Annotated in this window: 27 protein-coding genes and 1 pseudogene; 15 read left to right on the forward strand and 13 right to left on the reverse strand. The window is 43.0% G+C overall.

The window, feature by feature from the left end:
* Positions 1–274 precede the first annotated feature (274 nt).
* Both GVV58_RS07940 and GVV58_RS07945 read left to right on the forward strand, forming a co-directional pair.
* Complete coding sequence (locus GVV58_RS07940) at positions 275–2,098, forward strand: acyl-CoA dehydrogenase C-terminal domain-containing protein (RefSeq protein WP_005168756.1); 1,824 nt, start codon at positions 275–277, stop codon at positions 2,096–2,098.
* A 345-nt stretch (positions 2,099–2,443) separates the two neighbouring features.
* Positions 2,444–2,653: a cold-shock protein gene (locus GVV58_RS07945; RefSeq protein WP_004281542.1), complete on the forward strand. Its 210-nt coding sequence runs from the start codon at positions 2,444–2,446 to the stop codon at positions 2,651–2,653.
* Between the two features lie 221 nt (positions 2,654–2,874).
* On the opposite strand, the gene hemW is transcribed toward GVV58_RS07945, so the two are convergent.
* Entirely contained in the window at positions 2,875–4,029 is a 1,155-nt protein-coding gene (hemW, locus tag GVV58_RS07950; protein ID WP_159516288.1) for a radical SAM family heme chaperone HemW, read from the reverse strand.
* Positions 4,030–4,155: 126 nt separating this feature from the next.
* On the opposite strand from hemW, the gene GVV58_RS07955 reads away from it, so the two are divergent.
* Together GVV58_RS07955 and GVV58_RS07960 are read left to right on the forward strand one after the other, a co-directional pair.
* Positions 4,156–4,614: a DMT family transporter gene (locus tag GVV58_RS07955; RefSeq protein ID WP_005094208.1), complete on the forward strand. Its 459-nt coding sequence runs from the start codon at positions 4,156–4,158 to the stop codon at positions 4,612–4,614.
* 40 nt (positions 4,615–4,654) lie between these two features.
* Positions 4,655–6,031, forward strand: a complete 1,377-nt coding sequence (locus tag GVV58_RS07960; protein WP_074383596.1) for an MATE family efflux transporter — start codon at positions 4,655–4,657, stop codon at positions 6,029–6,031.
* Here GVV58_RS07960 and GVV58_RS15640 read toward each other — a convergent pair.
* Positions 6,020–6,262, reverse strand: a pseudogene (locus GVV58_RS15640) (DUF1737 domain-containing protein). The gene GVV58_RS07960 and the pseudogene GVV58_RS15640 overlap by 12 nt on opposite strands.
* Before the next feature lie 287 nt (positions 6,263–6,549).
* Here GVV58_RS15640 and GVV58_RS07965 point away from each other — a divergent pair.
* The gene (locus tag GVV58_RS07965) at positions 6,550–7,848 is read left to right on the forward strand and encodes an AarF/UbiB family protein (protein ID WP_005094220.1); all 1,299 of its coding nucleotides are present in this window, start codon (positions 6,550–6,552) and stop codon (positions 7,846–7,848) included.
* Between the two features lie 97 nt (positions 7,849–7,945).
* Positions 7,946–8,197, forward strand: a complete 252-nt coding sequence (locus GVV58_RS07970) for a type B 50S ribosomal protein L31 (protein ID WP_005094222.1) — start codon at positions 7,946–7,948, stop codon at positions 8,195–8,197.
* Positions 8,198–8,284: 87 nt separating this feature from the next.
* Here GVV58_RS07970 and crcB read toward each other — a convergent pair whose 3' ends face one another.
* Positions 8,285–8,665 carry a fluoride efflux transporter CrcB gene (crcB, locus tag GVV58_RS07975; RefSeq protein ID WP_004281556.1) on the reverse strand — a complete coding sequence of 127 codons (381 nt, stop codon included), beginning with the start codon at positions 8,663–8,665 and terminating at the stop codon, positions 8,285–8,287.
* A gap of 174 nt (positions 8,666–8,839) precedes the next feature.
* Here crcB and GVV58_RS07980 point away from each other — a divergent pair, with 174 nt between their 5' ends.
* Positions 8,840–9,172, forward strand: a complete 333-nt coding sequence (locus GVV58_RS07980; protein ID WP_159516289.1) for a HopJ type III effector protein — start codon at positions 8,840–8,842, stop codon at positions 9,170–9,172.
* 70 nt (positions 9,173–9,242) lie between these two features.
* Here the strand turns inward: GVV58_RS07980 and GVV58_RS07985 are convergent, their stop codons facing one another.
* Positions 9,243–9,806, reverse strand: a complete 564-nt coding sequence (locus GVV58_RS07985; RefSeq protein ID WP_034608360.1) for a hypothetical protein — start codon at positions 9,804–9,806, stop codon at positions 9,243–9,245.
* 191 nt (positions 9,807–9,997) lie between these two features.
* Here GVV58_RS07985 and GVV58_RS07990 point away from each other — a divergent pair, with 191 nt between their 5' ends.
* Complete coding sequence (locus tag GVV58_RS07990; RefSeq protein WP_159516290.1) at positions 9,998–10,627, forward strand: class I SAM-dependent methyltransferase; 630 nt, start codon at positions 9,998–10,000, stop codon at positions 10,625–10,627.
* 18 nt (positions 10,628–10,645) lie between these two features.
* Here the strand turns inward: GVV58_RS07990 and GVV58_RS07995 are convergent, their stop codons facing one another.
* Both GVV58_RS07995 and GVV58_RS08000 read right to left on the reverse strand, forming a co-directional pair.
* On the reverse strand, positions 10,646–11,224 hold the full coding sequence (locus tag GVV58_RS07995; RefSeq protein WP_100357833.1) for a hypothetical protein: 579 nt from the start codon (positions 11,222–11,224) through the stop codon (positions 10,646–10,648).
* 27 nt (positions 11,225–11,251) lie between these two features.
* Positions 11,252–11,719, reverse strand: a complete 468-nt coding sequence (locus GVV58_RS08000) for a Holliday junction resolvase-like protein (protein ID WP_159516291.1) — start codon at positions 11,717–11,719, stop codon at positions 11,252–11,254.
* Positions 11,720–11,843: 124 nt separating this feature from the next.
* Between GVV58_RS08000 and GVV58_RS08005 the strand changes: the two genes are divergently transcribed.
* The 4 genes from GVV58_RS08005 (at position 11,844) to GVV58_RS08020 (ending at position 15,017) form a co-directional block, all read left to right on the forward strand.
* Positions 11,844–12,488 carry a ParA family protein gene (locus GVV58_RS08005; protein WP_159516292.1) on the forward strand — a complete coding sequence of 215 codons (645 nt, stop codon included), beginning with the start codon at positions 11,844–11,846 and terminating at the stop codon, positions 12,486–12,488.
* Between the two features lie 128 nt (positions 12,489–12,616).
* Entirely contained in the window at positions 12,617–13,747 is a 1,131-nt protein-coding gene (locus GVV58_RS08010; RefSeq protein WP_171502636.1) for an AI-2E family transporter, read from the forward strand.
* A 122-nt stretch (positions 13,748–13,869) separates the two neighbouring features.
* Positions 13,870–14,412, forward strand: coding sequence for a superoxide dismutase family protein (gene sodC / locus GVV58_RS08015; protein ID WP_159516294.1), 543 nt, complete (start codon positions 13,870–13,872; stop codon positions 14,410–14,412).
* Positions 14,413–14,714: 302 nt separating this feature from the next.
* On the forward strand, positions 14,715–15,017 hold the full coding sequence (locus GVV58_RS08020) for a DUF3817 domain-containing protein (RefSeq protein WP_005094233.1): 303 nt from the start codon (positions 14,715–14,717) through the stop codon (positions 15,015–15,017).
* Positions 15,018–15,090: 73 nt separating this feature from the next.
* Here GVV58_RS08020 and GVV58_RS08025 read toward each other — a convergent pair whose 3' ends face one another.
* The 6 genes from GVV58_RS08025 to GVV58_RS08045 all read right to left on the reverse strand — a co-directional run bounded on the left by GVV58_RS08025 (position 15,091) and on the right by GVV58_RS08045 (position 20,287).
* The gene (locus tag GVV58_RS08025) at positions 15,091–16,320 is read right to left on the reverse strand and encodes an MFS transporter (RefSeq protein ID WP_005168783.1); all 1,230 of its coding nucleotides are present in this window, start codon (positions 16,318–16,320) and stop codon (positions 15,091–15,093) included.
* 172 nt (positions 16,321–16,492) lie between these two features.
* A complete protein-coding gene (locus GVV58_RS15645) occupies positions 16,493–16,819 on the reverse strand; it encodes a hypothetical protein (RefSeq protein WP_252721262.1) in 327 nt (108 codons plus the stop codon).
* A 16-nt stretch (positions 16,820–16,835) separates the two neighbouring features.
* Complete coding sequence (locus tag GVV58_RS15650; RefSeq protein ID WP_005094237.1) at positions 16,836–17,075, reverse strand: hypothetical protein; 240 nt, start codon at positions 17,073–17,075, stop codon at positions 16,836–16,838.
* 82 nt (positions 17,076–17,157) lie between these two features.
* Positions 17,158–17,535, reverse strand: a complete 378-nt coding sequence (locus tag GVV58_RS08035) for a hypothetical protein (RefSeq protein ID WP_005094245.1) — start codon at positions 17,533–17,535, stop codon at positions 17,158–17,160.
* Positions 17,536–17,639: 104 nt separating this feature from the next.
* Complete coding sequence (locus tag GVV58_RS08040) at positions 17,640–18,707, reverse strand: RNA-guided endonuclease TnpB family protein (RefSeq protein ID WP_159516295.1); 1,068 nt, start codon at positions 18,705–18,707, stop codon at positions 17,640–17,642.
* 170 nt (positions 18,708–18,877) lie between these two features.
* Positions 18,878–20,287 carry an FAD-binding oxidoreductase gene (locus tag GVV58_RS08045; RefSeq protein WP_159516296.1) on the reverse strand — a complete coding sequence of 470 codons (1,410 nt, stop codon included), beginning with the start codon at positions 20,285–20,287 and terminating at the stop codon, positions 18,878–18,880.
* 354 nt (positions 20,288–20,641) lie between these two features.
* Here GVV58_RS08045 and serA point away from each other — a divergent pair, with 354 nt between their 5' ends.
* A complete protein-coding gene (serA, locus tag GVV58_RS08050; RefSeq protein WP_074383602.1) occupies positions 20,642–21,874 on the forward strand; it encodes a phosphoglycerate dehydrogenase in 1,233 nt (410 codons plus the stop codon).
* Positions 21,875–21,989: 115 nt separating this feature from the next.
* On the forward strand, positions 21,990–22,856 hold the full coding sequence (locus GVV58_RS08055; protein ID WP_159516297.1) for an EamA family transporter: 867 nt from the start codon (positions 21,990–21,992) through the stop codon (positions 22,854–22,856).
* 55 nt (positions 22,857–22,911) lie between these two features.
* On the opposite strand, the gene GVV58_RS08060 is transcribed toward GVV58_RS08055, so the two are convergent.
* A complete protein-coding gene (locus GVV58_RS08060; protein WP_159516298.1) occupies positions 22,912–24,060 on the reverse strand; it encodes a hypothetical protein in 1,149 nt (382 codons plus the stop codon).
* Positions 24,061–24,370: 310 nt separating this feature from the next.
* Between GVV58_RS08060 and GVV58_RS08065 the strand changes: the two genes are divergently transcribed.
* Positions 24,371–25,249 carry an EamA family transporter gene (locus tag GVV58_RS08065; RefSeq protein WP_159516299.1) on the forward strand — a complete coding sequence of 293 codons (879 nt, stop codon included), beginning with the start codon at positions 24,371–24,373 and terminating at the stop codon, positions 25,247–25,249.
* Positions 25,250–25,295: the final 46 nt, after the last annotated feature.

Below are 25,295 nucleotides of genomic sequence, written 5' to 3' on the forward strand. Positions count from 1 at the left end.
TATTGATAACAATTGAGTACAATTCATACAAAAGTAGCACTAGACAATCTGGTGTTCAATTCATTAAAGTCCAATCAGATAAGAAGTTTTCAACCTTTCTGTACGCTGACAGCCAGAAGATGAAATCATCCGATTTTATTGGTTGGCTCTAAGACTCGATTCGCTTTTCTGACATTTTTATTTGCTTGCCTTATCAATGTTTTTTTATCTCAAATATGAATAATCAAAGAATCGATACAGATAATCCAAAACTATTTTAATCAGGATTAAACGCATGCCAGCATATAAAGCCCCTTTACACGACATTCGCTTCCTTATGAATGAAGTGCTCGATTACCCTGCGCACTACCAGAATTTGTCGAATGGTGAATATGCCGATACCGACACGGTAGACATGATCTTGGAAGGTGCAGCAGATTTCTGTGAAAATGTACTTTCACCTCTGAATGAAAGCGGTGATGCTGAAGGCTGTCATTTTGAAAATGGCGAAGTGAAAACGCCTAAGGGCTTTAAAGACGCTTATGATCAGTTCGTCCAAGGTGGCTGGCAAGGTCTGTCTTATCCTGAAGAGTTTGGTGGTCAAAACCTGCCAATGTCTTTAAACCTGATCAAATCAGAAATGATGGGAACTGCAAACTGGTCATTCCAGATGTATCCGGGTTTAAGCGTGGGCTGTATCAATACCATTATCCAGTACGGCACCGATGAGCAGAAGAATACCTATCTGCCGCATCTGGTTGCGGGTACTTGGGCTGGCACCATGTGTCTGACTGAGCCGCAATGTGGTACTGACTTGGGTCAGGTTAAAACCAAAGCCGAGCCGCAAGAAGATGGCACGTATGCCATTTCAGGAACCAAAATCTTTATTTCCGCAGGCGAGCACGATCTCACTGAAAATATCGTACATATCGTGCTGGCGCGCCTTCCGGATGCACCGCAAGGTACTAAAGGCATTTCACTGTTTATCGTACCGAAATTTATTGCTGCTGCCGATGGTGGCATCGGTGAGCGCAATCCAGTCAATTGCGGTTCGATTGAACATAAAATGGGGATTCGCGCCTCAGCAACAGCCGTGCTGAATTTCGACAAGGCCACGGGTTACTTGATTGGTGAACCGAATAAAGGCTTGCATGCCATGTTCACCTTCATGAACACTGCGCGTATTGGCACTGCGATTCAAGGCATCTGTCATGCGGAGTTATCCTTCCAAGGTGCTCTGCCGTATGCCAAAGAACGTATGTCGATGCGTGCCCTGTCTGGCAAAAAAGATCCGGAAAAAGTGGCGGATGCCATCATTCATCATGCCGATGTACGCCGTATGCTGTTGACGCAAAAAGCCATTGCCGAAGGTGGCCGTGCCATGATTTATCATGCTGCGCAAATTGCCGACAACATGAATGATGCTTTATTGCGTGGCGATACCGCTGCCTTTGAACAGCATGATGATCACTTAGGTTTCTATACCCCGATTCTAAAAGGCTTCCTGACTGAAATGGGCTATGAAGCATCGAATCACGGTATGCAAGTCTTTGGTGGTCATGGCTATATCAAAGAATGGGGCATGGAACAGATCGTGCGTGACTCACGTATTTCTACCCTTTACGAAGGAACGACAGGTGTACAGGCACTCGATCTGATCGGTCGTAAAGTACTGTTAACCTCGAAAGGCAAAGTGATTCGTGATTATACCGCTGAAATCCTGAAATTTTGTGGTCAGCATGCGCGTAATAAATATATGCGCCGCTTTGCTTGGGATCTCACCAAGCTATGTGCCCAGTGGAATGCATTAACTGTTCGAATCATGCTGGCAGCCCGTAAAGACCGCGACATCGTCTCTTCTGCTTCAGTCGATTTCCTGATGTTCTCGGGCTATGTGATGATGGCATACTTCTGGGCGCAGCAAGCCGCAGTTGCCTCAGCCAAACTGGCTTCTGGCGATGGCGCAGAAGTACCTGAGTTCTATAAAGCAAAAATCAAAACCGCTGATTTCTATTTCGAACGTATTCTGCCTCGTACCCAAGGTCATGCTGAAGCGATGGTGAATCCATCCAAAACTATGACCGCACTGGCACCAGAGCACTTTAGTTTTGATTACTAAGCTGTAAATTGAATTACAAAGAGCGCTTCGGCGCTCTTTTTATTGAGAGCTACCCTTTTAAACCCTAAAAACACTGGCCTGAATACAAAATATACAGGTTTAATTTTATATTTTTCAATAGCCTAATAAATTAGATAAATAAAACGCTTGTATATCTCAAAATAAGCGGTATGATAATCCCAACTAGAAAAATTCTTGTTTTGGTTAGTTTCTTTTAAGTATCGCAGTTTTAGTCATAAACCTTCGTATTACAGATCAAAAAGCTCCATCCTTTTTATTTTTCAAAGTTACAGTTAGTCATCTGAAATTTTGGCTATAAATTCATACGATTCAATAGGTTACATTATGTCTAATACAGTTAACGGTACAGTAAAATGGTTCAACGAAACTAAAGGTTTCGGTTTCATTCAACAAGAATCAGGTCCAGACGTTTTTGCTCATTTCAGCGAAATCACTGGTTCAGGTTTCAAAACTTTAGTTGAAGGCCAAAAGGTTTCTTTCAGCGTAGCTCAAGGTCAAAAAGGCCCTACAGCTGTAAATATCGTTGCTCTATAATTTAGAAGCAAGATATTGAAAAAAAGCACTCTTAGAGTGCTTTTTTTGTGCTTATAATTTCTCTTATTCAACTCTAGCTTTTAAAGCTTATTTGTTTGATTTAAAAACCGGTGTGCTCTATGCCAAGCTAAAAATTCCTGATCTGGTAAAATCTGCACAATAAAACCCCCCCATATAGATTTATGAAGGTCTTTGAAAAATGTTCAGAAAATAAAAATCAGTTAAAGAAATTCTTCCAGTACCGAATTTAAGAAGATATGCCCCTGCTCGGTACATGCAAGCCGGTTTCGGTCATCGATCATTAATTTTCTTTTACGTAAAGAGCTTAATAAATCTTGTAAAGTATCCAAACTTTGACCAGTACGCTCGATATAAAATTTAGCCTCTACGCCCTGATTTAAGCGTAGCGCATTCATCATAAACTCAAATGGCATCTCTTCAGCTTCAATACGCTTAAACTGCAAATGTTCAGCAGGTACTTTGGCTAAGTAATCCTTAGGTAAGCGGGTTTTCTGGAAACGATATACGCCATCAGGTTGAGTCACTTTGCCATGTGCACCCGCACCAATCGCCAGATAATCGCCGAATTGCCAATAATTCAGGTTATGCGCTGAAGGTAGTTCTTTACGCCAGGCAGAAACTTCATAATTGATAAAGCCTTGAGCTTTGAGATAAATTTCGCCCTGCTCCTGAATCTCTTCAAGTACATCATCTACCGGTAGAATAGGTTGGGTACGGAAAAATACCGTATTCGGTTCAATCGTCAGCTGATACCAGGAAATATGTGTCGCGCCATTTTCTACCGCAAGTTTTAAATCATGCAAGGCCTGATCTAAAGTCTGCTCAGGCAAGCCATGCATTAAATCGACATTAATTCGTTGAAAGCCTGCTTCACGCGCCAATCCAATCGCAGAAATCGCATCTTCATTGCTGTGAATCCGACCCAAGCGTTTAAGATGGTCAGTATTAAAACTCTGCACCCCAATCGACAAACGGTTAATGCCGGCCTGCAAATAACCTGCAAATGGGTCATGCTCTACCGTACCAGGATTTGCTTCCAGCGTAATTTCACAGCCTTCTGCAAAGGGAATAATGGCTTGCAACTGATCAAATAGCCATTGATAACCTTGAGCAGAAATCAGCGACGGCGTACCGCCACCAATAAATACAGTATGAATCTGGCGGCCTTGGGCAAAATCGACCTGCGTTTTAAAATCCTCAACCAAGGCATGTAAATATTCCTGTTCTAGTTCCAGTGATAATTCACCATCAGGAACAGCATGCGAATTAAAGTCACAATACGGACATTTGCGCACGCACCATGGCATATGAATATATAAAGACAATGGGATAACAGCAGGATTCAATTCAGCCAAAGAACTACTCAAAAACGACTACAAGATATAGCTGAATTTTAACATGACTCGACAGCAACACTGCTAAAATTAAAATGATCACCGGGTTATATCTAAAAACTCAAATAGAATTAGACAGTTAAAATTATGAAAATATCTTCTCAACTGATTATTTTACTTCCTTTAGTCTTTGCAATTGGTGTTTTGCTGACGCTTCAAACCGCAATTAACACGCAACTGAAAGAATATTTATATTCTCCTATGCAAGCTGCATTTTTTTCCTTTTTGATTGGTACAATAGTGCTCGCTGTGATTGTACTTTTTCAGTCCAATCCCAAACCCGGTGTACAGGAATTAATGAATGTTCCCTGGTATTTATGGCTTGGGGGCATCGTGGGTGTCTACGCGATTAGTATGAGCATTTATGCAGCCCCCAAACTTGGCTTTCTGGTGCTTAGCGGCCTGATTATTTTTGGTCAGATGGCCATGTCGATGCTGGTCGATCATCTGGGTTTATTGGGCAACGAAAAAATGCCGATTAACTGGCAACGTCTTTTAGGCGGCGGAGTAATTTTTATTGGTGTGCTTCTCACTTTACAACGCTAAACCCCTCTATTTAAGCACATGATCACGATGAGTAATTTTTGTGTCGAATGTTACACCGGTTACGACCTTTGGTTTTGAATTAAAAAAACTGTTTCATCTGATGTTACCTATTCTGGTAACCCAATTTTCCCAAGCAGGTTTGGGCCTGATTGATACCATTATGGCAGGTCATCTGTCTGCGACCGATCTTGCAGCAATTGCAGTCGGGGTGGGTCTATGGATTCCGGTGATGCTGCTGTTTAGCGGTATCATGATTGCCACGACACCCTTGGTGGCTGAAGCGAATGGCGCACGTACCCCTGAAAAAATTGCCACCATTGCCCGTCAGTCACTTTGGGTGGCCCTGATTCTGGGGATTATTGCTGGCCTGATTTTGCAGCTGTTGCCAGCGACTTTACCAATCTTAGGTGTACCGGAAAGCTTGCAGCCCAAAGCCGGTTTATTCCTGCATGCAATTGGTTTTGGTATGCCGGCAGTGACTATGTATGCCGCTTTACGTGGCTATTCAGAAGCGATTGGTCATCCACGTCCGGTGACCGTCATCAGCCTATTGGCACTGGTGTTGCTGGTTCCACTGAACTATGTATTTATGTATGGAATTGGCCCTGTTCCAGCCTTGGGTAGTGCCGGCTGTGGTTTTGCTACGGCAATTTTACAGTGGTTAATGGTCATTACTCTGGCACTGTATATTTTTAAGAATAAAGCCTATCAACGCACCCAGCCGTTTACTCATTGGGAAAAAATCAACCCGGAATGGATGAAACGCATCTTGCAGCTTGGCCTGCCGATCGGACTGGCGATTTTCTTTGAGGTTAGTATTTTTAGTACTGCGGCGATCGTGCTCAGCCCTTTGGGAGAAACCATTGTTGCGGCGCATCAGATTGCCATTTCAGTGACCTCACAGCTATTTATGATTCCAATGTCACTGGCGATTGCCCTGACCATTCGGGTCGGCACCTATTATGGCGAGCAGAACTGGCAGGCAATGCGTAAAGTGCAATATCTCGGCCTGATTACGGCCACTATTCTGGCAATCCTGACCATGATTTTGCTTTGGGCGTTCCGTAATGAAATCGTGGCGCTCTACACCTCGGATATGATCGTGACCCAAATCGCGGTCTATCTGATTCTGTTTGCGATTGCTTATCAACTGATGGATGGCTGGCAGATCAGTGCAGCAGGTTGTCTGCGTGGGATGCAGGACACCAAAGGCCCTATGTGGATCACCATGCTGGCTTACTGGGTGATTGCCTTCCCGGTCGGGGTGTATTTGTCCCGCTTTACCGACATGGGCGCAGCCGGTGTCTGGGTTGGCCTGATTGTGGGTCTGAGTGTGGCCTGTGTACTTTTATTAGCTCGTTTATATGGCAACAATAAACGTTTAAGTCTCGACCACTCAATGCGTTCAGCCGATTAATTCAAGCTGGAAAATGCGCTGCGATTCAGGATCCAGTGCATTTTTTAATCCTTTGGAAATCTCTGATTCGTCTATCACATCTTTGATCAGCAGCGGCTCTACAATCACCTCCGTGCCATTAAAGCGCATGGTGGGTGAATCATCTAGCTTAGATTATGTATTTAAGGTTTAAGTGATACGCCCACAAAAATGCACATCATCTTGAGCAATAAAATATCGATAGACTTTCATTGAATTTTCTTCATTACTGCGAGTTGTTTTATTTATACTTTTGGGACTAAAACAACCTTTAGTATGATTACGCAGCCTGACCTAAAACAATGATGTATTCAGGAATCTTGTTTTGGTTTAAGTACAGGGAAGGAAGAAAAATCTTCTGATAAATCAAAGATCATGCACTAAAGATGGAGAAGTTAAAGAAAATCACAACACAACCTCTACAATTAAATCTAGGCAATTGAATCTTTGTCACCTATGATCAAATACATCAAATAATTGTTGGTTTCAAGGAATCTCGCATGGCAAAAACGGCTAGCACACCCGGTCGTCGCTTTATGAAACTTGCCGGAATGACCGCAAGTATTGCAGGTAAAACCCTATCCAATTCAATTAAAAATTTAACTGCCGACGAAGAGCAAAAAAATACTGCGCGCAGCAAATTATTTCAGGATATTGGTATACAAATCGCGGATACCTTGGGAGAAATGAAAGGCGCGGTCATGAAAGTTGGTCAGATCGCCTCGCAATATAAAGATATTTTTCCACCCGAAGTTGCCAAAGCCATTGCCAAATTGCAACGTCAGGCACCGCCCATGCCATTTAAGGACATTCAGGCGCAAATTGAAAAGGAACTCGGCAAACCTTTACAGCAATTATTCCAACAGTTTGATGAACAGCCTTTTGCCGCTGCATCGATTGGTCAGGTACATAAAGCCACTTTACCCAATGGCCAGCAAGTGGTGGTCAAGGTGCAGTATCCGGGGGTCGATGAAGCCTGTGAAAGTGACCTGAAACAGGTACGTCTGGCGCTCCGTATGATGGGCGTTTTAAAGATTGACCGTAAACTTCAGGATCAGTTATTTAAAGAAATTCAGCATAGTCTGGACAATGAGCTCAACTATGAAATTGAAGCTCAGAACCTGGAAGTTGCCCGCGCTTTCCATGAGTCACTGGATCATAAAATTGTGATTCCACAGGTTTTTCATGAATATTCTTCACGGCATATTCTAACCTTGAGTCAGGAAATGGGAGAAAGTATTGAAACCGCCAGCACCTGGCCACAGGAAACCCGCAATGCCTTAGGGCGCCGTCTGCTGCGTGCGATTGGTCAGGAAATTTTTTATCTGAAACGCTTTCACTGTGACCCGCATCCGGGCAACTTTGCCTTTCGTGAAGATGGCTCTGTGATTGTTTATGATTATGGTGGCGTTAAGACTCTTTCGACTGAAGTGATTGGGCATTTCCGGGAACTTATTCATGCCGCACGCGAGAAGAATATTCCCGTGATCGAGCAACAGTTAGATGCGCTGCATTCCTTGACTGAAACCGGAAAATTCCCGACTGAATTGTATGAACAATGGCTGGAAGTTCTGATGCGTCCACTGGTCACCCATTATGATTTTGCTGAAAACTCGGCCCATCATGATGGCATGGAGTTGCTCAAACCTTCTCTAAAATATTGGGATGTGTTTAAGCCATCTCCAGATACGCTCATGGTGAACCGGACGATTTCAGGACAATACTGGAACCTGATTCATTTAAAAGTTCATGATGATCTGAGTGATGTATTTGAAGAACTGGTGCCGAGTCGAGGTTAATTTTGACCCCAAAGGCTTACACGCTGTAACTCTAGATAACTTGAAGTATTAAATGTTACATTATAACATTTCATTAAGAATCATGAGGGAATTATATATGCGTCCAGATATTCATCCAGCGTATCGTGAAGTGTTATTTCATGACACCAATGCCGATACTTATTTTGTGATTGGCAGCACAATGAACTCTAGCCAGACTAAAGAATATGAGGGGAAAACATATCCTTATGTCACGCTTGATATTTCAAGTGCTTCTCATCCCTTCTATACTGGCGAGCAGCGTCAAACCAGCAATGAAGGTCGCGTGGCAAGCTTTAATAAACGTTTTGGCCGCTTTAAACGTGGCTAAAACTAAAAACCGTCGATTATCTTGATCTTCAAATCGTGGTTTATGTCAGGAAATAACCTCCAGTTTCCTGACTTTTTTATGTCTGTTTCAGCTTTGAGCCAAAGCCAGTGAAGTCAAGTAAAAACCCAGCGCCAGAACGATAATTCCAACAATTACACTCGACAGCGCATACAATAGAGCTAAACCTACGGCGCCATGTTTCAAGAGCTGAAAGCTTTCCAGACCAAAACTGGAAAATGTGGTAAATCCGCCCAGTATCCCCACCATTAAAAACAGACGTGCTTCCTGTTGCAGCATTGGATATTTTTGGCTACAGGCAAAAAAGATCCCTGCACATAAGCAGCCCAGAATATTGACCCACCAGGTCGGCCAAGGAAATTGCATCTGTGGTTTTAGCAACCAGAGCCCTGCTGCATACCGTAAACTGGCACCCACTGCCCCGCCGATTGCCACCCAAAGCCAGCCCATATACGTTCCTATTCTATTTATTGATCCAGTTGATTTGATCCGAAATTTCAAATTAATTATGAATCATTTTCATGATTATCTTGAACTGAAAACCTATTAAATACCATGGAACTTCGCAAGAAAATTGCTATATTCATCGCATCGAATTTTTATTGATTGCAAAGGGAAAACAGCATGGCACAAGATTTATTGGCACAATTGGCCGCAGGTGAGGCAAAATTTGCAGATGTGATTGCCTATATCGAAGCGCGTTATACCCATACCCCGACTGCATTTAAAAATGGCCAGCAGAGCAATGCGACCACTGAAAACCAAGGCAGCGCCAAAGTTTTTGCCTTTGCACGACTCAATGGGCTGGATCAGGCCCAAACCTTAAGCCTGTTTGCCGAGCACTATGCAGCTGTACAAGCGACGCCTCAAGCCAGCGATCATCAGAATATCCGCCAGTTTATGCAAAATGGCTGGGATGGCATTGCATTTGAAGGTCAGGCTTTAACTGCTAAATAAGCAGTTTATCAGTATAAAAAACCGCTCATAAGAGCGGTTTTTTATAGGCATCTAAATAGCAAATTTTAATTTAGCTTTTCCCAACCTGTTCAATCCACTGAATTGAACTGACACGGAATACCTCACAGGCGCCATCACCGGTATCCGTCGGGGTCAATGAAGAAGTCCAGACCAGATCTTTATCACGCACTTCAACCAGCTCACCCTGCATACGCACCAGATCGCCACGTTTTACCTTTTTAATGGCCTTGGCAATTTCAGGATTGGCCGGAATGATATGCATATTGGACACCATCTGCTTGGCTTGTTCTACCGGCACGGGCACCCGATCCATTTTCCAGTTCAGATAACGGTCATATTGATTGACACTAATATGTCGGGCAATTTCAGGTTCAGCAAACAGGCCCCAACTCACCGCATAATCAATCGGAGAGAATTTGGCCTGCGGATCAGCGCTATAGACTTTGGAACCCAAAATACGGAAATCACCTTTAAAAGGCTGCAAGACGGAAATCGACTGTCCTTTGACCACAGGTGGCAAACCTTTGGCAATATTGTGATCGACCGAGCTATAGCTGGAAATAGGCAGCAACAAACCGGCCAACAAAGCATAATGTTTAAAGTGTTTGAACATCATTTTTAATCTAATCCTAATCGAGTTGATCAAACGTTTTAAGGATATCTTCCTTGATCTTACGTATTTTTTAATGAATAAACAGTTGAACTTGGTAACAAACTGGGTGTATTTAGTCAGCTTGGGCATTCCCGAATATTGTATTTTTCAGTTAAGCTAAAATACATTCAGATTAAATTAAAATAACCCAAATGCTGTATCAACTTTATCAACAACACATCTTTCCGCACCTTTTAAATCAGGTGATGCAAACGCCGTCCTTGATGGATTTACGCCGTGAATTGCTTTTGAACATTTCTGGTGAAGTACTGGAAATTGGTTTTGGTACAGGGCTGAATCTGCCTTTCTATCAAGAAGTAGATCTGGTCTATGCCGTAGAACCCAATCCGGCCATTTTCAAGCTGGCAGAACCGCGCATCCAGCAGGCTGCTTTTCAGGTTGAATATATTCAGGCCAGCGCAGAAGCATTGCCTTTTGCAGAACATAGTCTAGAACATGTGATCTCGACCTGGACACTGTGTAGTATTGCTGACCTCGGCCAAAGTTTGCGTGAGATTTATCGGGTGCTACAACCGGGTGGTTACTTGCATGTGGTCGAACATGTGCTGAATCGACAAAATTTAAATATCCAGCGCCTGCAGCATTTACTCACCCCGATTCAGAAGAAAGTCGCAGATGGCTGTCATTTAAACCGGGATATTGAAACTGCCTTACTGGAAACTGGTTTTGAAATTGAAGAATTGAATTATATCAATGCCGCAGGGATTCCGAAGATTGGCCAGCGTATGCTGCTGGCTCGACTGCGTAAACCGCAAGGCTAATTTATTTTCGTTTTGCCGTTAATGTTGCTGCAACTGAGTCACACGCAGCAACTGACAATGGGCATGATATTCCGAGCCTGTACCCACCTGAAATTCCTGTCCCGTGCTTCCTGAATGTACTGTGACCAGATCACCGCTGAGTGTAATCTTCTGCCCTGATTTTAGCCTGCGAATCTGATTGGCAATTTTCTCGTTGGCAGCGATCAGACTAAAATGCCGGATATGCGTGCTGAGAAATTCAGCTTCAGCCTGGCTGATTTGTTCCTCGATTTGATAACAGCGTTTTGCTTGATCAAATGCTAATGTTGCCTGCATGGCTGGCAGTGACTGGCTGAGCAACAGCACATCGATATTACTGACATAGGCCAGATCATTAAAATGTCCAACCATAGGGCTGGCCTGATGCAAGACACGACGATTCGGTTTAACGAAACGTTTATCATGCACAGTAAATGTAGCTGAAATGGGTTGAATCGGCTCTACCGAAAAGTTTTTCAAGACACCTCGTTCTTCCAGATGTGGGATCGCACGAAAAAACTCATTCCAGACCCACAGTCCCAGCATAAACAGCAGCGCAGTGATCAGTAATTTCTGCATAATTTCTTATTCTTTCCTTGGTTGTGCTCAATCATCGAAATCAATCCGGATGGTTTCAAAACGCACCCGCCCTTCCTGAACTGCACGGGCAATGGCTTGCTGGCCTTTGGTCAGACGTGCTCCGCCACTTTTAATGTCAATCAAAACCACTTCAATATCTTCAGCGTCGCCTTCGCCATCACGAAAATCGGTATAGCCATCAAAGACCACATAATCCACCGGATCACCCAGAAACTTAGCATCACTCGGCAGATATTGAAATTCCGGCATGATCGGCGCGAGCTGTTCCGCCATTTTTCCTTTGAGAACGGCACGGCTGGTATTCACGCTGCGTTTTTGCGCGGCAATGAGGGACTGCTGATGCTCCAGTTCCAGCTCGGCAATATATTGCTCATATTCGGCCTTGATCCGTCCATTACGCGTCTGACTTAAAATAATAGTGGTCAATACCACCCCGATACATGTGCCAATCAGCATGGCCATCCATATGGACATTCAATCTTCCTAATTTGCCTGATTTTTATAGCATCGCATTCGACTGAAGTTGAGGACTTCGGCCATTTGCATACTTGAAAAGAATGATATGCTAGGCCGGAACAGAATAAAATCACCTTGAGTCATGAAAACAATTTTAGTTGCGAATCAGAAAGGCGGTTGTGGTAAGACCATGACAGCTATTAGTTTGGCGTCAGCACTCGCACAAAAGGGTTATAAGGTGGCATTGGCCGATGCCGACAACCAGAAATCAACTTTGCAATGGCTCAAGCATCGTCCGGCACAGGCAGCACAGATCCAAAGTCTGGACTGGCGCAATAGCAAGTCCATTGGTGATGCACCGAAGCAGATCGAATACCTGATTATTGATGCACCAGGTGCTTTGACCGATGATCATGCCGAACAGCTGATCAGTGAAGCACATGCGATTATCATCCCGATCCAGCCTTCTTTTTTTGATATCGATTCGACCCGCCGTTTTCTCAAACATTTGCAGGACATCAAACGCATCCGTAAGGGCAAGGTTGAAATTTTACTTTTGGCCAATCGCACCAAAGCAAATGCAGCCAGCAATCAGGACATACAGCAGTTTTTTGACAAGATCGACCAGCAGCCGGTGGCCTGGATTTCAGAACGTGCACCTTATAGCCGTCTGGCTATGGAAGGTCTGTCAGTCTTTGATAAACCTCAAAAAATCTATCGGGAATTACAGGATCAATGGCAACCGGTGCTGAATGCCATTATCGATGATCCCAGTCAGTGGTTTTAAGCCAGTCCGCTGAATCCTAACACTGCTTTGGGAAAATAATCACGCTACTTACCAAGCCGTCATTTTCGATCGCTTTTTTTTCAGTTAATATGCCTGAACACGACCTAAAAAATGAGCCATTAAATTCAGTGCAACAGTACGCGCCTACATTACAAAAAGTCTTATTATTTGGATTGTTCTTTATCCTGATTTTTTTGAGTTTTCATATACTCAAATATTTCATCATCCCTGTAGTTTGGGCAGCGATTATCGCCTATATGACTTGGCCCTTGTATCAGTCGGTGTTACGCATGTGCGGCAATCGGCCAACGCTGAGTGCAACCGTGATGATTCTGGCCGTGATTCTGGTGTTTGGTCTGCCATTTATCTTCGCCATTTTTATGTTGCAGCATGAAGGTCGTAATCTGTATTTTGAATTGCAGCGACAGGTCTTTTCCGGTCATCTGGATGTACCGGATTTTATTCGTGGCCTTCCGATTGTCGGCAAGGAAATTAGCCGAACTTTAAATGAAATCAATACCGATCCAAACAGTATCGCGCTATCGATCTCGAGCTGGATTCAAGGTCATCTGAATTACGGCAAAGTGGTATTGAATGAAGTCAGTAAAAATATCTTTAAATTGTGTTTTGCGATACTTTCGCTGTTCTTTTTCTACCGTGATGGTCAGACCATTTTAAATCAGGTGCGTAAAGCTTTTGAGATGGTGGTCGGGCCACGTGTACATCATTATTTTTCTACCATTTCTGCCACTACACGTGCGGTGGTCTATGGCGTTGGTTTGACTGCAATTGCCCAGTCTTTATTGGCAGGTCTGAGTTATTTTGTCGCGGGTGTACCGAATCCGATGGTCTTGACCATTGTGACCTTTATTTTCGCCCTGATTCCTTTCGGCCCACCAGTGGCTTATAGTGCAGTATCACTGTGGCTCTTTTCACAGGGACAGACGATTGAGGCGATTGGGGTGATGGCTTGGGGCGTCTGTATTGTCAGTACGGCCGACAACGTAATTCGTCCACTGGTGATTTCTGGCGCAACACAAATTCCATTCCTGTTGATTATGTTTGGTGTTCTGGGCGGTATTGCCAGTTTTGGTCTGGTCGGCGTCTTCATTGGTCCAGTGATTCTTGCAGTCTTGCTGGCAATTTGGCGTGAATGGTTACATGAAAGTAATTTGAATGAACCCTTAATGATGCCTAAAGCCACCATGGCATATGACATCGATCCACAGACCGAAGACACACCGCCCAAAGCACCTTAAAGCACAGATTGAATCGACTTAAACAAAACAAAACATTTAAGTACTGATTCTATATAGAGCTTCTGATCTTGCTCTGTTTCAATAGATTTACAAAACAGAATAAAGATCAGGATGCCAATACCATGTCTTCATTGTTTAAAATTACCACACTTTGTGCGCTCAGTGCTGCACTTTTCACAGGTTGCGCCTCGACTTCTCCATCGAATGAACTGGTCAAAGCCGTGACTGTAAATGCAGTAACCGCTGAGGGGGTAGGTCAAGAGATTGGCACCGTATTACTCAGTGACAGTCCAGCCGGTCTGGTGATACGTACCAACCTGAAACAGCTCCCTGCCGGTGAGCGAGGTTTCCATATTCACGAAAATGGTTCATGTGCACCCGCCATGAAAGATGGCAAGATGGGTGCAGCACTGGCTGCCGGTAGTCATTACAATCCGAACCAGTCACCCAATCATGGTACGCCGGTGACCGGTCACCTCGGTGATTTGCCTGCATTAAAAGTCAATACTGACGGTACTGCCCGTGTCACCCTGCTTGCACCACGTTTGAAACTGGCAGATCTTCAGGGTCGTGCCATTATGGTTCATGCCGGCGGCGACAACTATTCTGACAACCCCTTACCATTAGGTGGTGGTGGTGACCGCATTGCATGCGGTGTGATCTAAACAGATTAGTGTAGATATAAAAAGAAAAAGACGGGCAATCTGCTCGTCTTTTTTCATGAAATTTTCTTTAGAGTTGGTATCTAAATAACTTTTTTGCTCTTGAAATAGATCAGTTTATTGTCGGAAAACTTAAAGTTTTTTTGCAGTTATGCCATCAATAATAGTATCGTGAAACTAAATAACCCACTGCTTTACTCGGTTATAACTCATTATAAATATTGAATATATTTTTATTTTTAAGATTTAATCTTCAATTTATATTGGGTACACTCAGGGTTAATTTAATTAAATCAGTATGTCTTATGAACATCAAAACTTTACGTCTGGTCGGTTTGTTTGAAGGGATTTCATTTCTGCTACTTTTATTTATCGCGATGCCCGTGAAATACATGATGGATAATCCGATCTTAGTGAAATATGTTGGTATGGGGCATGGCGTACTATTTGTGCTGTTTTTAGTGGTGTTATTTGCGGTCTGTGAAAAGCAAAAATGGTCGCTCAGCATGTTTTTGATGGGCCTGATCGCTTCAATTTTGCCATTTGGGCCATTTTTGTTTGATCTGAAATTAAAGAAACTAGAGCAGCCAGTCGCTGAGCTTCAATAGATATTAAAATCCTCTCTCCCTCTGAGAGAAAGTTAGAGAGAGGATATAGCCTTCCTTTATAAAAGGAGGAGCTTTAAAACTCCCCTCTCACCTTCCGCTCAGAAATAATCTGCTTTAAGCTCAGACGCGGCAAAGTAAACCACAATGCAATCAAAATGAAAGAGGCGATGCAATAGGCCCAAATGTCATAGGCTTCATAAGCCATTCGAACTGCTTCAATCACCACAAAAAAGCTCAGCATCAGGATAATCGAAACCGTAGCAGCCACCGTACCTTTGGACACTTCAGAAGACATCAGTGCAAAACGGTACAGCACCGAGAAACTTACGCCTTCACCAAGGCTGATACAGGTGGTGCCGATAATCAGGCAATGCACAAAATAATCTGGAATAAACAGACCGAGTATTAATAAGCCTGTACCAAACAGCATCAATGGCACACCCAAGAGTACAGTTTTCCCCAGCGGCATTTTATCGATGATTTTTAGCAAAACCAGATTACCGATAATCAAGCCGCCCAAAACCGGAAACTGCGCCAGACCATATTGCACGCTGCTGAATCCAAACTGCTCGACCAGAATTACAGGCGATAAGGCAATCCATAACATCAACGGCAGGCTGACCAAGGGCAAGGCCGCGGTCATAATTACAAAACGTTTATTTTTTAAAACCTGTTTAAAGTCATCCAGAATATAGCTAAACGGCTGCTTCGGAACACTGACTTTCAGGTTTGGCATTTTGGCTTTCAGACCAAACCAGCTTAAAAATGATAGAAATGCAATGCCGATAAAGCCCCAATGCCAGGAGATATGATCGATCATAAAGGCACCCAGCACCGGCCCGAGCAATGGCGCCAGTAAAGAAACATTGGCCATCAGTGCCATGACTTTAATGGCATCGCGTTCTTCAAAGCTTTCCTGAATGGCGGCATAACCTACGGCGGTAATAAAGGACAGTCCAAAGCCTTGTAAAAAGCGCAGGAATAAAAAGCTTTCGATATTGGGTGTCAATAAAATGGCCAAACAGCTAATTGTGAAAAATGCCACGCCGCCCAAGAGTACGGTTTTACGTCCAAGACGATCGGACAATGGCCCCAAAATCGCTGCAACAAATGCCCCACCCAACAGGAAAAAGGACATGGAGGATGGCGCCCATGAACTGCTTACCCCAAAATCACGGGTAATCGATAGCATGGCTGGTTGGATCAGGTCATTACAGATATAGACGGAAAATTCAAACAGAACCAGTGCCAGCGGGAACATGAGTGTGGCACGGGTCAGTTTTTGGGTTTGGATGTTTTGCATGGGAGTTTTTATTGTCACCCTGCTCGTTTAAGCAGGCTAAACTTTGTCTAAAATAGAAAGAGGAAATTTTAGCAGAGTCCTGTTTTTAAGTCCGTTCTCTTTTTTAATGACCTACTCAAAACAAATCAATGGAGGATACATTATTCATCTATATTCTAATAATTTATAAAAATCAAATAGACTCTACTGAGTTCCACTCTTGAAACCATTTTTCTTTTCTAGGATTTTCAAAATGAAGAATTTGTTCTACTAAGTCTATAATTAGTTGATCAATATCTTTTGCTATCGAAGATCCTAACTTTATTTTTGAAATACTTCCACTTTTTAATGGGTCACTACAGTCTAATCTAGAGTAATGATAGTTAGCCCTATCCATGATAAATTTATCAATATAATTAACATGTCCTTCTGTTGAAAAATGGTCTTGAGGAAAAAATTTTACTAAGCTCAGCCAACAGAATCTTAAAAACCAGATTAAGTCTTCATTACCTTTCATCATATTAAGAGCAATTTCGCTATCCCAATTGATATGACAGTTTAAATACACCTCTTTTCAAGTCAGGTAAAGAAAAAATAAAATTTTGATCTGCCTCTAATTCACTATCTTTCTCACGATACAATAATTTTTCTCGTAGGATTTTTTCTGATTTTCTTTTATCGTAATTGGTATAAAACCTATTTAGATAGAATAATAAGAGTGAAGCTAAAAATCCTCCAATCACGCCAATTGTAGCGGCTAATATATTTGAGTCCATCAACTCCCCCCTCTTCCCAAAAGCAAAAAGCGCATCACTAAGATACGCTTTTAACCAAATTCTGACTAAAGATCAAACACTATTATGGGCAGGCTGCTTTCTGGAAGTTTCTGGTATTTGAACCACGTGCACACTGATATAACTTTTCAGCATTCTGCATTTTCCAGCTTTTCTGTTCTTTTTTGAAATGATAAATGGTCTGAACTGATTTGACCGAATCATCCAACAAACCTGTTTCAGTCACTTTCACCTGCCCAACGGTGGGTGACTCCACATTATTAAAAAACTGACGAATCTCGACTGTTGCCAGTTCATTACGTAAATCAGGCCTCATTTTAAGTACCTGATCCAAAGGTGTATCCGAAGAAGACTGCACTTTTGCAATCACCTGCTGGGTAGTGGTACAACCCGACATCATCATACCCAGACCTAAAGCTGTAACCGCTAATAACCGTAACATATCGTTTAACCCAGATTATCCTTATTATACAAATTTATCATGCCGCGCTTTTCAGCTTAACGCTATTTAGACTATGTAACCCCATTTACACAGCATTGACATCCTCACCTCCCTGAAACGGAGGTGATTCCTACTACTAGACGCTTATGCCCAAGCGCAAGTATGTTCTTAGCTGCGTTTTCGTCCCTGTTATTGGAACTTCCGCATTCACACTCCCATACTCTTATTCGCAAATCTGCTCTACCTTTCGGACTGCTAGAAGTGATCTCACCACAGCACGAACAGATTTGGGTTGTGAATCTCTCACTTACTTCTTCAAACATTGCCCCTGCGTTCTCGCATTTATACTTGAGCATTGTTTTGAATGCTGAAAAACCTGTATCTAAAACAGATTTTGCCATTTTAGTTTTTACAAGTTTACCCGCACTCAGATCGCCAACAACAATCAGTGCATTCTCTCTCACAAGCATGGTGCTTGCCTTATGCAAATAGTCTTTACGACAATTAGCAATTTTAGCGTGTAATGCACGTACACGTTTTTTATTCTTGGCTCGTTGAGCAATACCTAATTTCTGTTCATATTTCCGATAGAACTTAGGATTTGAAATTACAGTACCATCAGAACAGGTGGCAACGTCTTTTAAACCGAGATCAATACCAATCGCTTTAGTTGCAGTAGGTTTATTTTGCTTAGATGAATCCACTACAAGGCATACATACCACCGTCCACGACTATCCTCAACGAATGAGCCTGTTCTCACGCTGTATTTACTTAATCCGTAACTATCCCATAACTTAAATTGATGCTTGCCGTACTGAACATATCCATCAGCGTATTTGATGGCTACTTTCTTGAAAGGAATCCAACCAAGTGATCTTCTCGCTGATTTCTTATTGCTCACACGCCATTTCAGCTTTGCTTTCTTGAACTGTTTTCTTCGAGTGATTAATTCTTCTGTAACAGCCTGAATGGTTTGGCTATGTAGATTGCATTCTTTCGATGCGCCTTTGGTGTATTTGGCAACATCATAAGCTGATAGAAATTCACCTTTTCTTTTTAGATGCTTAAACCCTAAATCATTGACATAATTCCAAACAAAGTTCACCTCAGATGCTAATTGATCTAGCACCTTGCAATGTTTGTCTTTTATGCGTAATTTAAGTGTTTTCATGTGGTTATATTAACAATTTTTTCTCTATACCCTATGTTGGGCAATTCTTAAAACGACATTTTATGTCGTGTCGCTTATATCTCTGCTCTGAAGGACAGAGTTTTACGCTTCATTTGATAAAAAAAGCGCAACTTGCGATGCGCTTTTGTAAACTTTTAAAATCCGACCGATTAAAGATCGAAGAGTTTACCCGGGTTCATGATGCCATTTGGATCAAACACTTTTTTCAGGGCTTTCATATATTCAATTTCTTCCGCCGAACGCGAATATTCAAGATATGGCTTCTTGGTCATGCCCACACCATGTTCCGCAGAAATTGAACCGTCATATTTTTTCACGGTATCAAAAACATACTTGTTTACTACCTGACATTTAGCGAAGAATTCATCCTTGCTTAAATCCGCTGGTTTCAAGATGTTCAAATGCAAGTTACCGTCACCGATATGACCGAACCAGCAAATTTCAAAGTCTGGATAGTTCTCTGCAACAATTGCATCAATTTCTTTAATGAACGCTGGAACATGCGTAATTAGAACTGAGATGTCATTTTTATATGGAATAAACGGCGCGATAGATTCAGAAATGTCTTCACGTAAACGCCATAAGCTTTCCACCTGATCCAGGCTTTGGCTCATTACGCCGTCCAGTACCCAACCTTGTTCCATACAATGCTCGAAGATTTTCATCGCCTTGTCCATAATCGGCTCAAACGGCGCTTCAAACTCAAGCAATACATAGAATGGGCATTCAGTTTCAAATGGACGTTGCACGTGACCATGTGCCAACACTTTTTGCATTGCCAGTTCACCAAAGAACTCAAATGCGGTTAAATCAATTTTCGCCTGGAAGGCATGCAATAACGGCATGATTGCATCAAAATCAGGTACACCCAGAACCATCACTTGCAGGTCTTGTGGTTGACGCTCAAGTTTGATTTCCGCTTCAGTCACCAGACCCAGCGTCCCTTCACCACCGATGAATAAATGTTGTAGTGCATAACCAGTTGCATTCTTGATCATGCCTTTGTTTAGACGCAGTACATCACCCTTACCCGTCACCACAGTCAGGCCAAGCACCCAGTTACGGGTCATGCCGTATTTAATCACTTTGATGCCGCCAGCATTGGTCCCGATGTTACCGCCAATTTGCGATGAACCAGCAGACGCAAAATCAACCGGATAGTACATGCCCTGCTCTTCAGCATAGTTCTGCAACTGTTCAGTCACCACGCCTGCCTGCACGCGAACCATCCGGTCTGCCGGGAAGAATTCCAGAATCTGGTTCATCTTGTCCATGCTCACCACAATCTCGCCATTGGCTGCAACTGCACCTGCAGACAGACCCGTACGACCGCCTGATGGGGTGACTGCAACATTAAACTGGTTTGCCAATTTTACGATGTCTTGAACCTGTTCAGTCGTCGAAGGAAAAACGATGACCGATGGGTTTGGATCAAAGTGTTTCGTATGATCACGACCCCAATTCTGGAGGCTGTCCGTATCGGTTTTAATACGGTTTTCACCCAAAATTGCCGTCAATTGGGTCAATAACTCAGGGGTTAAAGCGACTGGAGCATTCATCGTTTGCAGACCTAGCATGATTTAAACAAGAGAGACTTCGCTGGTTTATTTGCATATTTTTTAGGCATAAAAGCCTGTATACAAATCAGGCGAAACATGATGATTAAAGCACCAAAAATGGCAGCTTAAACAGCATGGCGCAATATTATAAGCTATTTTTTGGGGTTTCCCGCGAAAAATGACAATTTTGATAATATACCTTTGAAAATACAGATTTAATTCAACCAGAATTATAAGCATTGATCATATATCTGCTCAAAATACCTGAGGTGACTGTCATCAAGGAAATGTATAACCGCCCTTTTCCTGTGCTATTATACCGCGACTAAATTTGGCCTTTGTAGCGGAGCCGTAATGAGCCAACATCTATCTCTACCTAAAGATAAAATCCGTTTTCTATTGTTAGAAGGCGTTCACCAGAACGCAATCGATACATTGAATGCAGCTGGATATACCAACATCGATTATCGTAAAACAGCGCTCGAAGGCGAAGCGTTGAAAGAAGCGATTAAAGATGCTCACTTCGTCGGTATTCGTTCCCGTACTCAACTGACTGAAGAAGTATTTGAAGCTGCGAACAAACTGATTGCAGTAGGTTGTTTCTGTATCGGGACCAACCAGGTGAACCTTGATGCTGCGATGCGTCGCGGTATTCCGGTATTTAACGCCCCTTACTCAAATACCCGTTCGGTTGCTGAACTGGTATTGGCAGAAACTATTCTTCTTCTGCGCCGTGTACCTGAAAAATCAACAGATACACATGCAGGTGGCTGGAACAAATCGGCTGTCGGTTCATTCGAAACACGTGGTAAAACTTTAGGTATCGTAGGTTACGGTTCAATCGGTTCACAACTTTCTGTACTGGCGGAAAGCTTGGGTATGAAAGTAACCTATTATGATGCGGTGACCAAGTTACCTTTAGGTAATGCACGTCAGGTCGGCTCTATGGGCGAATTACTTGCCAATGCAGACGTAGTAACGTTACACGTTCCAGATCTGCCATCTACCCGTAATTTCTTTGGCAAAGAACAGTTTGCGCAAATGAAAGAAGGTTCAATCTTCCTGAATGCGGCACGTGGTACATGTGTCGTAATTGAAGATCTGGCAGATGCGATCAAGTCTGGTCACATTGCGGGTGCTGCGGTCGACGTATTCCCGAAAGAGCCGAAAGCCAATGGTGAAGAATTCGTTTCTCCACTACGTAACCTGCCAAACGTGATTCTGACTCCACACGTGGGTGGTTCGACCATGGAAGCGCAAGCCAACATTGGTCTGGAAGTAGCTGAGAAATTCGTGGCTTACTCTGATAAAGGTATGACTTTATCTGCAGTAAACTTCCCGGAAATTGCACTGCCATTGACTGAAGGTAAACACCGTTTACTGCACATTCATAAAAACATGCCGGGCGTTCTTTCTAAGATCAACAACCTGTTTGCTGAACACGGTATTAACATCTCTGGCCAGTCTTTAATGACCAAAGGTGATGTCGGTTACCTGGTGATGGACGTAGACGCGACTGCATCTAAAGAAGCACTCGATACCCTACATGAAGTTGAAGGAACAATCCGCGTACGCGTACTGTTCTAATTTAACGATATGCAAAAACCACAGCTTTCGGGCTGTGGTTTTTTGTTTTTTAAGGTTTTTATTTTTCAGCCTTTACTGTTCTTCCGCTCTTCGAGAAATCGAAACCTATTAAGTTATGCTGAATTTTAAAATTGCACCTATTGTACAAGCGCCACTGATTCTCCTGATCGCGATGATCAGTATGCAAAGCAGTGGCTCCTTTGCCAAATATCTGTTCGGTCAGTTTCCCATTCTGACCGTTTCAGCCATGCGTCTGCTTTTGGGTGCTGTAATTTTGGCATTGATTTTTAAAATTTGGCAAATTCATTTCAGACAGATCAAGTGGCCGGCCATTCTCAGTTATGGTCTGGCCCTGGCAGGTATGAACCTGCTGTTTTATCTGTCGATTGATCGCTTGCCGCTGGGCATTGCGGTTGCTTTTGAATTCATTGGCCCTTTAAGTGTGGCGCTGTTTTATGCGCGGCAAAAATTTGATTTTGTCTGGGTCGGATTGGCGATTTTAGGCCTGATTCTGCTGTTTCCCTTTGATCAGGCTGCACAGCCACTTGATCCGGTCGGGATTCTATTTGCCCTAAGTGCGGGTGCCTGTTGGGCGCTATACATCGTCGCTGGGCAAAAGCCTTCCGGGGTTTCCGGCAACCATACCGTGTGCTTGGGCATGTTGGTCGGGATGCTGGTACTGATGCCAATTGCACTTTTTGCTGGCATTCCTGCGCATACCATTGAACCCATCAGCCTGTTATATTTCATGGCTCTGGCTGTGCTGGCCAGCGCCCTGCCTTTTACCCTGGAAATGATTGCCCTGCGAAATTTAACCGCCTTGAGTTTTGGTACTTTGATGAGTCTGGAACCTGCAATCGCAGCACTCTCTGGTTTTATCTTCTTGGGTGAAACTTTATTGTGGACACAATGGCTGGCACTGACCACGATTATTAGTGCTTCAATTGGCTGTACGGTGACCAGTCAAAGACGAAAACATTGAATAAAAATAAAGGCGCTTAAGCGCCTTTATTTAAAATACCTTTATTAGAATCATTTTAACGTGGTGTTGCGTCTTTAATCGCCGTATTTAATACAGTGGCTGCTGTCACATTATAGCCATCACATGCAAAAGCAAGCTGATCATAAGTGTATTCTGTCCATTTGATCATTAAAGGACTGGCATCATTTTCCTTTAATTTGTCTAAAGCCACTTTTCGTGATTGGGCAACATAATCGTTGTGATCAATATGTTCTCCATGTTCCGAGAACGCACTGTTATAAATTCCTCCTTGATATTCGATCGCACCAAAATATTTGTAATATTGCATAGCAGTATCTTTATATTCTGCCTTTTTATATTTCAAGCCAGCCATGGTTTCATCTAGAATAATTTTTGCCAGCTCCTGGACAGACGTTTGTGCCTGCCAATCAGCCAGCGTGCGATAGTCAGTTTTTGTTTCCGGATCAAATTCAATATATTCTTCTTCCGGATGTTCAGCCTGAAGACGGAAACATTTAGATCCATTCGGGAATGTGCGCGCCTTCTGCAAATCAATAAAATTGGCTGCAAACTCATTATAATATTTACGGTCAGCGGCTGTCGTATTATCACTATTAAATAACACTCTGGTTGCAGCATCCTCATACATTTTCACCACAGCAATATTGGTACGTTCAGTTAATGCTTTTCCTGACAGGTCGTACCACTCTATATGCCGATGATTACTGATGTTGTTCTCCGGTAGGGTCACAGGACGACTCTTAAATTGAGTGGTCGTATTTTCCAGTACTTTTTCCAGCTTATAGCCGAATGCTGTACGGGTCCGATCTGCAGGGAACACCCCTTTAGCGGTGACATAAGTCGGGAACACCATGTTCTCCTCAATATTATATTCAGTATCCACGACACTGTTATCATCCGCATATAATATGCCGTCAGTAATTTTATTTTTATGACTGGCCAATAGAAGTTTTTTCGACTCCATGTCTGCTGCATCAGCATTCGGCAAGTTGAACTGATAGTTGTAGAATTCCGACACTGTGTCTGATGCTCCATCACCCGGGGTTCCAGGATTGTTCGGATTACCTGGATTGGTCGGAGCCGGTTGGCTAGGGACTGGTGTATTATTATCCGAATTATCAGAGCTACCACATGCTGCAAGCATACAGCCCAAAATGGCGCAAGAAAGTATTCGTAATTTCATTATTATCTACCTTATTATTTTCATTGTTATTTTAATGCTGCCCCGAATTGGGATCTAAGATATTTTAATAAATATAAAAATAAGATCAAATTAAAAATTGATTAATTTGTAACCACACCTGAGGTAAGTTTAATTTTGAATTTAAAACTTCACATATTTGATTGAGCTAAAGTGTAAATTGATTATCTCCAAACTTAAGTTGCATTCACAAAATATTGCTCTGGCCTACTCAGCAAAAATCAACCAGTTTGCTATAATTTCATTTCTTTCTATTTCTCATTTTCACCCGCTCTGGGTAGAAGCTGCTTCCATGCCAAACGCCCAACTTCTTGCCGTATTCTTCATGGTCTTGTCCATGACTTCGTACCAGATCAGTGCATCTTTTGCCAAACAGCTGTTTAGTGTACTGGATCCGATTACTGTCACCATTTTAAGACTCTGTTTTGCTGCAATCATTGTCTGCGTCATGTTCCGCTCTTGGAAAATAATTTCACGTTTGCCTTTTTTAAAATGGCGGGATTTACTCTGCTATAGCGCGGCTTTAGGGGTCATGAATATTTTATTCTATCTGTCACTTGGTCGTTTACCGCAGGGCATTGCGGTAGGTCTGGAGTTTATTGGCCCTTTGGGCCTGGCTTTGCTTTCGATTAAACATCGCAGCGATTATATCTGGGTATTACTGGCTATTTTGGGCATCGCGCTGATGGTGCCGTGGGGACAAGCTGCCAATCATCAGTTTGACCTGGTTGGTGCTGCCTGTGCCTTGGGGGCAGGTTTCTGCTGGGCGCTGTATATTTTCTTTGGCCAACGTGTAGTTCAGCAGAATATCGGCATGCATGCACTGACCATTGCCATCAGTATTTCAGCATTGTGTCTGCTGCCGATCGGGCTCTACAACAACGCGCCCGCATTGATTGATACACAACATTGGGGCAAGGCCATTGTGATTGCAATTCTGGCCACCGCGATTCCTTATGCCCTCGATTTAAAAGCCTTACAGCATTTAAACAAAATGAGTTATGGCACCCTGTCCAGCCTCTCTCCGGCTTTAGCAGCTTTGACCGGTTTTCTGTTATTGGGTGAGAAAATCACGGTACTGCAAGCGGTCGCTCTGGTGTGTATTATGCTGGCCTCTGTCGGTGTGACAGTACGTGCCGCGCGTCAAGGAGCTGCAGAGCGGAGTGCATAAAGCCTGATTGGGATCTGGGCAACTGACTCAATATTTTCATTCATTC

The sequence above is a fragment of the Acinetobacter sp. 18QD2AZ41W genome (assembly GCF_009829025.1).
Lineage (GTDB): Bacteria > Pseudomonadota > Gammaproteobacteria > Pseudomonadales > Moraxellaceae > Acinetobacter > Acinetobacter pseudolwoffii.